This window comes from uncultured Maribacter sp. (genome assembly GCF_963977385.1).
Classification (GTDB): Bacteria; Bacteroidota; Bacteroidia; order Flavobacteriales; family Flavobacteriaceae; genus Maribacter.
In genome coordinates this window covers 132053-145940 of sequence record NZ_CAXBOU010000014.1, presented here as the reverse complement: position 1 = coordinate 145940, position 13888 = coordinate 132053, and the positions used below count along the sequence as shown (strand labels likewise).

At 37.2% G+C, this 13888-nt stretch carries 14 protein-coding genes; all 14 read right to left on the bottom strand.

What is annotated here, in order from left to right; genetic code table 11:
- Nucleotides 1-129 precede the first annotated feature (129 nt).
- Entirely contained in the window at nt 130-792 is a 663-nt protein-coding gene (locus AAC084_RS15005; protein ID WP_339841014.1) for an ATPase, read from the bottom strand.
- Nucleotides 776-1528: a hypothetical protein gene (locus AAC084_RS15000; protein WP_339841013.1), complete on the bottom strand. Its 753-nt coding sequence runs from the start codon at nt 1526-1528 to the stop codon at nt 776-778. The genes AAC084_RS15005 and AAC084_RS15000 overlap by 17 nt, the downstream gene beginning before the upstream one ends.
- Before the next feature lie 3 nt (nt 1529-1531).
- On the bottom strand, nt 1532-1816 hold the full coding sequence (locus AAC084_RS14995; RefSeq protein ID WP_339841012.1) for a helix-turn-helix domain-containing protein: 285 nt from the start codon (nt 1814-1816) through the stop codon (nt 1532-1534).
- Between the two features lie 301 nt (nt 1817-2117).
- Nucleotides 2118-2954, bottom strand: coding sequence for an RteC domain-containing protein (locus tag AAC084_RS14990; protein WP_339841011.1), 837 nt, complete (start codon nt 2952-2954; stop codon nt 2118-2120).
- A 543-nt stretch (nt 2955-3497) separates the two neighbouring features.
- Nucleotides 3498-4682: a phospholipase D-like domain-containing protein gene (locus tag AAC084_RS14985; protein ID WP_339841009.1), complete on the bottom strand. Its 1185-nt coding sequence runs from the start codon at nt 4680-4682 to the stop codon at nt 3498-3500.
- A gap of 2 nt (nt 4683-4684) precedes the next feature.
- Nucleotides 4685-5944, bottom strand: coding sequence for an MFS transporter (locus AAC084_RS14980; protein ID WP_339841008.1), 1260 nt, complete (start codon nt 5942-5944; stop codon nt 4685-4687).
- The gene (locus AAC084_RS14975; protein WP_339841007.1) at nt 5944-8076 is read right to left on the bottom strand and encodes a copper-translocating P-type ATPase; all 2133 of its coding nucleotides are present in this window, start codon (nt 8074-8076) and stop codon (nt 5944-5946) included. Before AAC084_RS14975 ends, AAC084_RS14980 begins: the two co-directional genes overlap by 1 nt.
- Before the next feature lie 12 nt (nt 8077-8088).
- Nucleotides 8089-8820, bottom strand: a complete 732-nt coding sequence (locus tag AAC084_RS14970) for a PPK2 family polyphosphate kinase (protein WP_339841006.1) — start codon at nt 8818-8820, stop codon at nt 8089-8091.
- A 3-nt stretch (nt 8821-8823) separates the two neighbouring features.
- Nucleotides 8824-9117: a phosphoribosylpyrophosphate synthetase gene (locus tag AAC084_RS14965; protein ID WP_339841005.1), complete on the bottom strand. Its 294-nt coding sequence runs from the start codon at nt 9115-9117 to the stop codon at nt 8824-8826.
- A gap of 6 nt (nt 9118-9123) precedes the next feature.
- Entirely contained in the window at nt 9124-9768 is a 645-nt protein-coding gene (locus tag AAC084_RS14960; protein WP_339841003.1) for a hypothetical protein, read from the bottom strand.
- Nucleotides 9765-10658, bottom strand: coding sequence for a ribose-phosphate pyrophosphokinase (locus AAC084_RS14955; protein ID WP_339841002.1), 894 nt, complete (start codon nt 10656-10658; stop codon nt 9765-9767). The genes AAC084_RS14960 and AAC084_RS14955 overlap by 4 nt, the downstream gene beginning before the upstream one ends.
- 11 nt (nt 10659-10669) lie before the next feature.
- A complete protein-coding gene (locus AAC084_RS14950) occupies nt 10670-12172 on the bottom strand; it encodes a thymidine phosphorylase family protein (RefSeq protein WP_339841001.1) in 1503 nt (500 codons plus the stop codon).
- Between the two features lie 28 nt (nt 12173-12200).
- Nucleotides 12201-13577 carry an MBL fold metallo-hydrolase gene (locus AAC084_RS14945; protein ID WP_339841000.1) on the bottom strand — a complete coding sequence of 459 codons (1377 nt, stop codon included), beginning with the start codon at nt 13575-13577 and terminating at the stop codon, nt 12201-12203.
- Nucleotides 13578-13592: 15 nt separating this feature from the next.
- On the bottom strand, nt 13593-13847 hold the full coding sequence (locus tag AAC084_RS14940) for a hypothetical protein (protein WP_339840999.1): 255 nt from the start codon (nt 13845-13847) through the stop codon (nt 13593-13595).
- Between the last annotated feature and the right edge of the window lie 41 nt (nt 13848-13888).

The window sequence follows — 13888 nt, the reverse complement described above, 5'->3', positions numbered from 1 at the left end:
TTTACAATCCCTAAAAAAACAGTAGCGTTATGAAAGACATATTTTTAGAGTTAACCAAGAGTTTAAAAGCTATCATAGAAGAGCTTATTTCAGAAGTGGTTTTGTTATATAAATCTTTTAGAGGTTAAATTATTTCCTCTTATCCCCAGCACCCTTATCAAAAGCAATCAAATTAAACAGTTCTCGCATTCTGCTACGAACACGATTACCATAACGTTCTTCTAATTCCTCGGCATTTAGGTTGGTGGTCGCGTGGGTTTTAACTTTGTGTTTGGTTTCGAGGTAAAGTTCGTATCGAGAAAGTAATACTTCGCCCATTACGTTTAAGTCTTTGCCATAAAACCGTCCAGCAGGTTCAATACCTAAATCATCAAAGCAATAGAATTTAGTATTGCCGTAATCCTCAATGGTTTTAAAGCCTAGATGGTTAAAACTGAAAGCTACATTCCTGCACGGAATCATTTCGTACGGTCGTTGTAGCGGTACGATGTGTCGCAATAATTTCATTAAACTTGTTTTTCCGCAGCCTACTGGTCCAGAAAGTAAAATGCCCTTATCAATATCTATTTCATACTTTTCACAATTGTCTTTGTCCTTGATGAAATAGTGGCAGAGCTTTCGGATGATTGTAATGTCTTCATCATAGATTCTGAAATTTTTTCCGAATAATTGTCTGCCTTTGGCATTCAAGTAAATCAAGATTTTATCAAAATCGTAGAGAACACTTTTGCCATCAAATTTTCCTAGCGAATATTCCACGCCACCTTCGGTAATTTTAGAGGGGTTGTCCATAGTCTTTGTTTTTAGTGGTTCGCAAGTTGTCCTTGATTTGGGACGCCTCTTTAAAGTTTGGTTTGTTTTCCTCAGCGAAAAGTTCAGCTCTATCCATCCAATTTGTGGCTACGGCGCGCCAATCTCTAATCGCTTTTCCGTCGCTAGTTTGCCAATTACGAGTTTCGTAATGGGCAAAGAATTTTTTTCCTTCATCAGCATTAAAACCTTTTTCAATAAAAAAATCAATAACGGCCTGCCAGCCATTTGGTTGTTTTATATTGTTTACTTGTTTGGTATTGTTTATAGTAGATACCAATGCTTGTCCACCTATGGGACGGTGCGAGTCCACAGCTTGTCCGTTTATGGGATGGTGCTGTCCCACAAGCGGTACACCATTGGGACGGTACTGTTCCGCAACCTGTTCTAATATGGGACTGTACCGTCCCATATCCGGTTCATCACTTGTCCCGATAATGGACATCTTGATTTTACTGCCCTTGTATGGATTGTTGGAAGGAAAGTAGCTTAGGTAGTCCCAAGCATCTAAATCGGTCACACATCTGTGGTATGTTGATTTTGAGCCTATTTTGGACGCAAGCATCAAATCCCTGCGGTTCACGTAAAACTCATCCGCAAATCTAGAGCTGTTCCATTCTTGGAACAGCGCCATATACAAACTGATATGCGTAGGATTGAGCCGGTCATCAAAAAAGAACTTTTCAAAAGCCGCATTGAGTAGCTTTATATAGTTCATCGCCTAAGAATTAAGACCGTGTTGCACACGGTTGGCGGTCATTATCGTTTGAATTTCTTCGGCATCATAGTAAATGATTCCCCCAACTTTGGTATAAGGCAACGTACCATTGATACGAAGATTTTGTAAGGTACCTGGACTTACTTGCAATAAATCCATAACCTCGGAAGATTTGAGGTATTTCTTGAGCTTTCCCTTGGCCTGATTGGTCAATAGTTTTTTAATGTCATCGAGTAATTCTAGTTTGAATTCCCGAAGGTCGTCTGTGGTAATAATACTTGTCGGCATAATAAAACGGGTTTAATGGTAAGGGACTATCTGAGTTTGAACTTTTAATTGATAGCCCCTAACCTGATTTGACTTTCGTTCTACAAATTTGAATAGGTTTATCGGATTTTATTCCCCAGTACGACCGTACTACGGTCAAAATTTAACATTTTGAAATTTGATGCTGTTTGGTTGATTTTGATGCGTGTAAGTACGCTTTTACAAAAGTAAAAAGAGCAAAATTCATTAAAAAATTGAATTACCGTAGGTCAACCGTAGTACGGTCGTGTTTCATCAGTAAAATAAGGGGTTGAAGAAAAAATCACGCTTCACTTTTATCCATTTCTATGATTAATGATGTAGAAAGTTGGTCCAAAAAAAGCGTTCTGCTATTTTTTCTGTTTTTTATGTCCTGGTAGGTCTTATAAATATCTTTTGGTTCAAAATCAAATAGCTGTTGTAGTTTTTTAGACACTTGCATTATGCTTTGATTGTCTTGTTTTCCCAAGCCTCTCAAACATAATGCATAGAGTAACTCAACATAATCTGTATTACTGTATGGCCAATGAAGTTTATTTGTTGGATCAATTATGGTTTTGCCATTCAAAGAATTCTCAAGCTTAAATAATCTGTTTTCTAAATAGATAATAAATCGATGATATGCCTTTAATTTTCCCAAGAGCATATCTCGGGGTGTAAAAAAATCCGGATCTTGAAAATAAAATTTTGAAGTGGTAATGTGATAGCTGTCTAATAAATCTCTGGTGTAATACTCTTTATCGAAATGGGACGCTCCCGAATCAACATATTGTCCGAAATCCATGTTGTAGAGAAAGAAGCGATTCAGCTTATTGATTTTCTTTTTGATGAACTTACGTTGACGACCTATATTGGCTTTTGGAAATTGAATTTCAAAGGAGCGAACTTCTGAAAAATAAATTAGTTCCTTTAAAGGTATTTGTTTTACATTTTTGAAAAAATTGATTTCCTCTTCTTCTGATTGAAATCCATCTACAAAAATATCCATTTTAAATTTTCTGAGTAGATTGCGACATAACGTGATTGAACGGTTTGCACGTTCAAGTATATTAGTAGTAGTATTTTTAATCTCAGCTAATGTCGTGTGTAATTCTTGCGTTAAAAGTAATTTTTCCTTCATTCCTTCCCATTTTTGCAGATCTGTTAATTGCAACTGCTTATCTGAGGGTCATATTTATATTACTAATATTTAGGATTTGAGGGATGACAATCTTTAGACAGCTTTTTCTTACAAATACATCAATAAGTATGCCTTTTTATAAAATTTAAAACACTGTCTAAGGCCACATCTCTACCTCGATGAATAAAATTTGATTGATAATTTATAGTTGTTTTTAAGGTCGCTATGTCTAAACAGTTTTGAAGCATTAAAGGGTGAATAGTATCCCCAGCAATATTTCCAAAACTATGCCTGACAATATGCCTAGTGTTTTTTTTATATCGGTATTCGTGGTTATTGATTTAAGAGAATCATTAAATATTTTATTTGCTGTTTATAATTTATTATAAACATCCTAGGCATTATTTAAATCTGTTTTTTTAACTCTGGAAAGATGAAATCTTCTTCATTTTTTTATCATTATTTTTTTCATCGTCTTCGAGCACTTAGTTTTCTACTTGCCTACCATAAATCATATAACCATTTGCCAACGCCTTATAACCTTTAGTTTTTCAAAAACCTTAAATGAGGAAGAAAGGTTAGAAAAAGCATGGTTGTACGTACTATTTGATAAGAAACCCAATTGCCCAACTTGTTGAATATACTTGCTCTTTGTCTGAGTGTCCCATTTGTAATTTCGCTACACTCGCTGATAACCTTTTCAAATTCGGTCCTCAGGGTTTTTGCAAATTCGACGGAGTGAATCTCTACGTTCATTTCAATACTGCCATAGCAACTAAGACTGTTCAGGTTGAATGAGCCTACGGTAGACCATTTATTATCTATTACCGCTGCTTTACCATGAACTACGGATTTGTTCCACTCATATATCTGCATATGATGGTTTAGAAAATAGGAGTACAAATGTTCGGTAGCCCGACGTACTAAAGGCACATCGCTAATGCCAGCTAAGATCACCGTTGTTTTTATTCCTCTTTTACTGGCTTTTTTCAATGCCTTTGCTATTCTGCTTCCCGGCAAAAAATACGAGCCTACGATAATTATTTCCTTTTCGGCATTAATCAAGGCAGTCGTGTAGGCATCACAGACTTCTGTTTTTCGCTGTAGCCAATCGTTTTGTAAAATTCCTACAAGTGCGCTACCTGCCGAATGTAGCACTGGTGATATTTTTTTTGAGCTCCCTTTTTTGAGAAAATAATCGCTACACAGTTTTTGCAGGTTTTCAGCTGCCGGGCAATTTAACTGAACGGCATAGTCCAACCAAGGTTCTGCAGCTCCGGTTCCATGGTATTTATTGGCGATATTGATTCCGCCTATCAGCGCTATTTTTTCATCGGCGACCACTATTTTATGGTGCATTCGTCTGCCGATATAAAAGTTGTTCAGGGAGAATAATGGCGAAAAAAACCGAAGTAAAATACCATGTTGCACCATATCATCCGCAAAACTATCGGGTAATGCAGCACTACCATAGGCATCCAATAAGACGTATACTTTTACCTTTCGTTGAGCGGCTTTCTTCAAACAGGCAGCTATTCGGTTTCCTGTTTCATCGTTCTCAAATATATAGGTTTGTAAATGGATTTCCTTTTCTGCCTTATCTATTAATTTTTCAAGCCGCAAAAAATAGTCTTCTCCCGAATGTACCAACTCAACATATTTTCCTTTGTCGGGAATATTTTGAAATACCGTTTCACCTTGTTTTCTAACTGTATAGTTATGGTCCATCGCTATAGTTTTTTATGCTGGTCGGCCAATAAATTCTCATCAACCTCTTTATCTTGTGTCTTCAAAAAATAAACTAGTCCCATAGCTCCCAAAACGGATACACCAGCAATGATGAAGGGATAATAAAACCCTCCGGCAATCAGCCAAGTCCCCAATACTGGACCTAAAATTTGACCGATACTGTTCGTGGAACTTTGTATGGATATATTCCTTCCCGTGTTTTCCTTGGATATCAAGGAAACCGCCGAAAGTAGGTTCGGTGTTACCATAGCTCCCCCGGCTGCAAAAAGTATAATCATGAGATAAACGTTTAGCTCATTGTTTACGAAAGGGAACACAATTAACGAAACTCCGGATATCAATAACCCTAATATTATTTGCTGTTTAGAGGTCAATATTTTTTCGCCATAGGTTGCGAATACAGGTTGTAAAACGGCCATCACCGAACCGCAAAGCATAAAACCAATACCCACTTGATTACTTGTGAATGCCAACTCATCCTTCCCGTAAATCGAAAATACTGTCTCAAATAAAGTAACCACAAATTGCATGACAAAGGATAGCAGCAGCAAAACGATAAAATATGTGCTCAGCGAAAAACTGAATTTATTACCCTTAGAAGCAATACGCCTTTTTATTTCCGTATTCTTCAACCATTTTCCTATTATCAGTACTACAACAAAGCCCAAAAGAGCAGCTAATATAAACGGAACCGAAAAACGATCCAAATGGAATACTCCAATTGAAAATTTAAAGTGTAGGTTCGTTTGCGACAGAAATCCTCCCAAAACAGGCCCAAAAATAAGTCCCGAACTGATAGCCACCCCGGACCAGGCCATTATCTTGGTCCGTCGCTTTTCTGAGGTTATATCGCTTAAGTAGGCATTACTGACTGGAATTACCGATGATGTAAATATTCCCCCTACGATTCGGGCTATGTAAAGCATTGTAAGTGACGTTGCCAGACCCGTTAGCAAGTTCATCACTACAAACCCAATGAGACCGATTACGATTAGAGGCTTACGACCATATTTATCGGAAAGCTTGCCCCAAACTATTACGAACAAAAGCTGGAACAGCGGATAAATACTGGTCAACATTCCGATATGGAAATTAATCAGTTCTGTGTCCAGATTATCCTTTAACGCCAATCTTTCGGTATAGTAAGGAAGGGTAGGTAATAAAATACCATACCCTAACATTACTACAAATAGACTCAATAAGATTAAATATATTCTATTGAGTTTTTCTTTTCTTTTCATTATTTTTTACCGATTTTTCGCTTTAATAATTGAGCATTAATGGCGACGATTATAGTACTCAAACTCATAAATACAGCTCCTACTGCTGGACCTAAAACAAAGCCAGAAGAGTATAGCACACCAGCAGCTAGTGGAATAGCAATTACATTATAACCAGTTGCCCATATTAAGTTCTGAATCATTTTATTGTAGGTCGCTTTTCCAAACAAAATTAAGTTGGCAATATCTTGAGGATTACTATTTACCAATATAATATCGGCAGTTTCTGCAGCAATATCAGAACCTGAACCTACAGCGATTCCAACATTAGCTTGCGCTAATGCGGGCGCATCATTTACACCATCACCAGTCATAGCAACAAATTCTCCTTTATCTTGCAATTCTTTTACAATTTCTACTTTTTGGTGTGGTAGCACTTCAGCATAATAGCCATCCAATCCAAGCTTTTCGCTAACGGCTTTAGCGGTTTGCTCATTATCTCCTGTTGCCATTAATACTTTAATGTTGTTCTTTTTGAAGATCTTTATTGCTTCAGCCGATTCTGGTCTAATTTCATCTGCAAGCGCAATATATCCAGCTAATTCTCCGTCAATCATAACAAAAACAACAGTTTCTGCAGCATCACTATAGGCATCCTTAGGAATGGTGATTTTTTCATCTCTTAAATATCCAGGACTTACTACTTTAATTTGTTTGCCTTCTACTTTTGCCTCTACACCTTTTCCTGTAATTGCATTAAATTTTTCGTTATTGGGAATAGTGATTTTGTCTTCCTTGACTTTTTTGATGATACCTACTGCAATAGGATGTTCTGAACTTTGCTCTAATGAGCTTGAAAACCTTAAAATTTCTTGAGGTGTATAAGACTCATTTACAGATTCAATTCGGGTAACACCAAAATCTCCTTTAGTCAATGTTCCTGTCTTGTCAAATAATAAGGCTGATATCTTACGTGATTCCTCGAAGGCAGTTCTATTGCGAATCAACAAACCATTTTGGGCAGATACTGCGGTAGAAATTGCAACCACTAAAGGAATAGCTAGACCAAGTGCGTGTGGGCAGGCAATGACCATAACGGTAACCATTCTTTCTAAAGCATAGACAAATGGAAAGCCCAAAATTAACCAAACTGCAAGCGTCCCAAAACCGATAGCTAGAGCAATATACGTCAACCATTTCGCTGCTCTATCAGAAAGATTTTGCATTTTAGATTTGGTTTTTTGAGCTTCTTCAACCATAGTAATTACTTTGTTGAGATAGCTATCTTTACCCGTATGCTCTACTTTAACTTTTAAGGTGCTATTACCATTTACAGAACCACCAATCACTTTGTCTTTTGCTTCTTTTTTTACAGGTTTTGATTCTCCTGTAAGCATAGATTCGTTCAAATAACTAGAACCTTCTGTAATAATTCCATCAGCAGGAACTTTTTCTCCAGGCTTAACTAATATGATATCATTTTTTAATAAATTCTCTAATTTGATGTCCTCAATGGTGTCTCCTTTTACTCGATGTGCTTCCGCAGGCATCATACTGACCAATAATTGTAAGGCCTTTGATGCTCCCAAAACACTCTTCATTTCTATCCAATGACCAATAAGCATAATGGCGATTAAAGTAGCCAGTTCCCAGAAGAAGTCAACTCCTTTCAAACCAAAGACAGTAGCCGAACTATAAAAGTAAGCGACACTTATTGCCATTGATATTAAAGTCATCATTCCAGGTGCTCCTTTTTTTATTTCAGAAACAAATCCTTTAAGAAAAGGCCAGCCACCATAGAAATATACAATGGTAGAAAGAGCAAAAAGTACATATGGATTGCCAGGAAGTAAAAAGCTATATCCAAAAAATTCTTGAATCATCGGTGATAGAAAAAGTATGGGAATTGTTAGTGCTAATGTTACCCAAAAACGTTTTCTAAAATCAGCAATCATCATTTTATGATGGTCATGACCTGCCATTCCCATAGGAACACTTCCTCCATGATCGGAATGTCCCATCTTTGAATGATCCATTTTACTATGATCCATCTTACTGTGGTCGTTGGATTTTGGGCTTTCCATTTTCGAGTGATCCATTTTTGAATGATCCATTTTCGAGTGGTTCATTTCTTTGTCTTTGTTATTGTCCATAGTATGTTATTTTTAGGTGTTAGGATATTTTAAATTGTGTTTTTTTAGATGGTCCGTCAGTATATTGGCAACACTATAGTTGCGATACCAACGTTTATCTGCTGGTATAATATGCCAAGAAGGATCATCGCAGTTAGTTATTGCCATATTATAGGCAGCTCTATAAGCATCCCATTGTTCGGCTGCCTTTTCATCTTCGATATTGTATTTCCAGCGTTTATGCGGTTTGGTTAGCCTTTCCTTGATGCGCTCTCCCTGTTCTTCTTTAGAGATATGTAGAAAAAATTTAAGTACGTGAATATTGTTTTGCTTCAAATGCTGCTCCAAGTATTTAATAAGCTTGCAACGGTGGGCAAGTACTTCCTCTGGCAGCGAATTACCTATCATAGGCATTAGTAAATCTTCGTAATACGAACGGTTAAAAATTTGAATCATCCCCTTTGGTGGAACATGCGGATAGACTCGCCATAGAAAGTCGTGTTTCAACTCTTCCTCGGTTGGTTTTTTAAATGATTTTACTTGAACGCCTTGCGGATTCATACTGTTAAGGGAATGGCGAATGGTACCGTCTTTACCTGAGGTATCCATACCTTGCAGTATAATAAGTAAGCCAAAACGTCCATCAGCATAAAACTTGTTCTGAAGTTCAAAAAGTTCCTTACGTAGCTTAATCAAACTCTTCTTGCCCTCGTTTTTTGAAATATTCGAGGGCGGATTAGTCGAAATTATATCTAGGTCTATCATTTTTTATCGTAATTTTTTTCTCATTTCTTCCGAAATATTTTCGGCATAAACTCCATAGGCATCTACTAGAAGTCCTTTAACCCCATTCAATGATGAAATAGCATAGAGAACGCTATTGTCGTCGGTACTACTCATACCTTCAAAACGATGTGTTTCATCCACATCAAAATCTTCGGGATGTAATTTCAATTTTAAGGCATTGCATTCCAGATGTTCAGTCTTCAGATTAAAATCGGTCGTATATCCTTTTTTCTGTAAATGGGCCATAGTTTCTGAAAGGGTATCGTAATTTTTCATTTGTTTTTATTTATAAGTCATTGTAAAATAACTACCATCGGCTTCAGTAAATTTCTGAAAGGTCAATAGACCTTTAACGTTCAATTCTTCTTTGACATTATAATTGAGTTGCTTAATTCGAATTCCCCACGCATAAGCCTTAATATTGATTTTTGATTTAATATTACTTTTGTTACCATCTACTTTTCGGTCGTATATTTTTATAGTACTTTTTGAACCAAAAAAGTTTAATAAGCCCGAGTCAAAACTCATTTCCAGTTCTATATTTTCAAGGTTATTTAAATCGTATAGTTCTTTAAAATTTTTAGAAGTGGTATTGATTTCGGTTTCCTTTGATTTTGGGTTGGAAAATGGAAATGCCATTACCATTACGCTGGCTTCATTAGGCTTACAGCGATAAGTCGTTGTGTATTTATCGGTAGATTTTTTGTCTTTGTCAAATAATTCTGTAACTACCTCAATTTCATAATATCCATTTTTATCGATAACTTTTCCAGATTCAAAAATTTGCTTGTTGAGAAAAGCACCTTCTTCATCAAAGTTTTCGCGAACTATATTCCTACCCGAAATCTGCCCGATAAGCATTTCAGTTTGTCCAGTCATTGATATGCTGAATAATATGATTAGTACTATAAAAACTCGTTTTCTCATATATGATGCATTAATTTCTTTACCTCCTTAGCTAGTATATCGCTTAAATCAATGCCATTGGAAGGATGTGGAATGGTATTGCAGGTAATTATCTCTTTTACTCCTGAATCCAACAAATCTTGATACGCATTTCCTGAGAAAACTGCGTGAATACCAACACAAATGGGTGGTCTCATTCCTGCTTTTTTTAAATGTACTACGGTTTCAATCATCGTTCGCGCCGTCGAGATAATATCATCTACCAAGATTGGTGTGGCGTTTTTATATTTTTCCACATCTGGTACAGAGACTTCCACATCACGGTCGCCGTGACGCACTTTTTTCAATACTGTAAATGGTGCTCCAGCTTTTATGGCAACTTGCGAAACCCACTGCTCACTTTCAGAATCGGGCCCGATAAGTACTGGATTTTCGATGTTTTCCTTTATCCAATCTGAAATAGCATCGGCAGCGTGAATGACTTTGTTTGGAATTTCATATACTTCACCTAAAGAGCTGATTCTATGTAAGTGTGGGTCAACGGTGGTAATGCTGTCGGCAAAGCCTGAAATTAGTTTTCCGAAGAAACCAGAAGTAACACCTTCGCCTTCATTGAAAATTTTGTCCTGACGCATATAGGCGAGATAGGGTGCTACCAAGCACGTACACATTGCTCCTAATGATTTTGCAGTATGACTTAAAAAATAAAGTGGCAACAATTTTTCGTCTGGTTCGTGCAAGGTGCAAATCAGTACAACACATTTATCCTTTACATCAGATAAGATACGTGTATAGGATTCTCCATCAGGAAAGTTTCGCAAAGTTGCTTTTCCAATTTCAGCATCCATTTTTTTTGCCATAAGTGCTGTAAGTTCTTCGTTTCCGGGAAGGCTGAATAATATCGTTTTCATCGTGTCTGTTTTTAAGTTATGGTTAATATGTTTTTGTGATAATTTTTATATTCCAGAGCATAGTTGAGTTCGCCTTTAGATTCTGCATATATGGTATATAACAATTGGTTTTCTTCAATTTTTTCATCTAAATGGACATTCAAAAGAATCCCTGCCGATTTAGACTGCGGTGCGCCCGAAAGCTTGGCGAGTTTTGCAATTTTTCTGTTATCTATTCGCTCTAAAACACCTGCCTTTTCTGCTTTAATTTCAATTTTATAAGGTGCTAGAACAGGTTCTGTAAAACGCCCTTGTGCTTTGCAAATGGCAAGAAATTTATTGTATGCTTTGCCCGATTTTAGAATTTCTTTGGCGGTTTCCGTTCCCTTTCCTTTTTCGACTTTCCCCGAAAGTTCTAATAGTTCGCCAGCCAAAAGCAAAGCTCTTTCCATTAAGTCGATTGGTGCATCATCTTCATTTTTTAAAACCTTTAATATATCGATGGCTTCTAAAGTGGGGCCAATTCCTCTTCCAACGGGCTGCTTACCATCTGTAATAACTACTTTCACATTTAGCCCAACAGCGTTGCCTACCGTTTCCATATGATTCTTAAGTTTTTCAGCCATTTCTGCACTTCTAACTTTTGCAGTTTCTCCCACGGGAATGTCTATGACAACGTGTGTGGAACCTGCCGCAGCTTTTTTCGAAAGTACCGAAGCGATAAGCTGCCCTTCACTATCAATATCCAAGGCTTTTTCAATTTTAATCAGCACATCATCCGCTGGGCTTAATTGTGCTGTTCCGCCCCACACAATACACCCACCTTCTTTTTCCACTACGTACTTTATTTCTTCTAAAGAAAGTGTCACATTGGTCAATACTTCCATAGTATCTGCTGTGCCTGCTGGCGAAGTAATGGCTCGTGATGAAGTTTTTGGCATTGTAAGCCCATAAGCAGCAACAATGGCAACCACTAATGGTGTGGTTCTATTCCCAGGTAATCCACCAATACAATGCTTATCTACCACAATTTCTTTGTCCCAATTCAGTTGCTGACCAGATGCTATCATTGCTTTAGTAAGGTCAGATATTTCATCAATATCCAACCGGTCACCAGCACAGGCTGTAATAAATGCTGAAAGATGGATGTTGGAATAGTTGCCTTCAACGATATCGGTTATAATCTCGTTATAAGCCTTATAATCCAGTTTTTGATTGTAGATTTTGGCCCTAACGTGGCTTAACGATTCAATAGGTTCTAAATGTGAAACGTACAGGGTGTCATTGTCTGAAACATTTAGCTTTTTTGCAGCTGCATCTGATAGTCCAATTTCGTTGGGCAACAGCATATCTGAATTTATAATGTTGAGGCTTGCTACAATTGAATGGGTTGCCTTTGATATCCTTATTCTTGTGAGTGCTTCAAAACCTTCGGAAATACATACGTGACAATCTTCCCTCATATAGACCACGTTTTCGTTTTGGGTATAAATGCCGAGATGTTTATATTTTAGGATATTTGAGTGTTTTGCCATAGCTTTCATTTTTTGTGATTTTTACAACCTATTTAATTTCTTCGATGCTATAAAGCTGTGGGATTTCAGCATCCCAATCGTAAGTTTCCATTATGCCTTTCTGTAATGCTTCTGCACTTTCTTTTTCTCCGTGCACAATAAAAATTCGCGCTGGCTTATTTTTTATTTTGCTCATCCAATCAATTAATTCAGCGTGGTCTGCGTGTGCAGAGAGACCTTGAATTTCGGCTACTTCCATTTGAAAGGATACCGTTTTCCCATAGACTTTTAATTCTTTTTCGCCTTCCAATAGCTTTCTTCCACGAGTGCCTTCAGCTTGATATCCTACAAAAAGCAAAGTGTTGTTTGGGTTTTGTGCTTGTGTTTCAAGGTAATTGAGCATTCTGCCACCAGTAAGCATTCCACTTCCTGCAATTACGATTTTTGGTTTGTCGTCTGTTCGTAACTCCATAGTTTCCCGATAACTGCTTACGACCGTGAAATGTGAACACATTTCATCACATTCATTGTCTTCCAACCTGTGCCAATCTCTTGTACGATGAAACAACTCCAATACACTCGCTCCCATTGGGCTGTCCATTATCATTTGTACTTTTGGGATTTTCTTTTCTTTCAATAATTTCCAAAAAATAAGCATCATCAGTTGGGCACGTTCTACTGAAAAGCTTGGGACAAAAAGGCTGCCACCTCTGTTGATAGTGTCGTTAACCAACTTTTCAATCTGCGGAAGTGCTTCCGATTCGTCGGGATGTAATCTTCCTCCATAAGTGGATTCAATGAAAAGCACATCGGCTTTTTTTGGTTTTAGAGGTGGATAGAGTAATAAATCATTGGTTCTTCCAATATCTCCTGAAAAGACGAAACGCTTTCCGTGTACATCCAACTCAATGTAAGTTGCACCCAGAATATGTCCGTTATATTGAAAACGAGCTCTAATACCATCAAATAGCCGAATCCATTGGGATTGTGGAACGTTCTTAAAATGTGGAACGGTTTTTTCAACATCCTTTAAATCATACAATGGTTCAGCAGGACTGTGTTTGGAATAGCCTTCTTTGTTAGCACGTTCGGCTTCCTGTTCTTGAATTTTTGCACTATCATTCAAAATGATTTTAGCAATATCCAACGTGGGATTGGTGCCATAAATAGGTCCTTTGAACCCTTGCTTGACTAATCGCGGTAGATAGCCTGTGTGGTCTAAATGGCCGTGAGTAAGCAATACCATATCAATTTCTGAAACTTCCACGGGTGGGTATTCCCAGTTTTTGAGCCGTAATTCCTTTAACCCTTGAAAAAGTCCGCAGTCTATCAGTATTTTTTTATCTCCTGTATCCACTAAATATTTTGAGCCAGTTACTGTACCTGCCGCTCCTAAAAAGTGGATGTTTATTTTATTGTTTTTCATCTTTATAGTATTTATTTAGTTTCCACCACAGCAGGAAGGCGTGTTTCCTTTATCTTGGTTTGATTTGCTCAATTCCGCTATTTCATTATATAGATTACGGGAATCCTCTTTAATAAGAAGCGCCAATTTCTTTACGGATTTAGGTTCAAAGTTTACCATCCCCAATAATATTTCAAGGGCTTCTTCAAGTAGTTTTGAATCATCTTCCAATGCTTGGTAAAATGGCTCTAAATCTATACTGTTCGGTTTTTGTAGTTCATCTGTTTTCATAAGTTTTGTTTTAAGGTTGTTGAACTTTTATATTAATAATC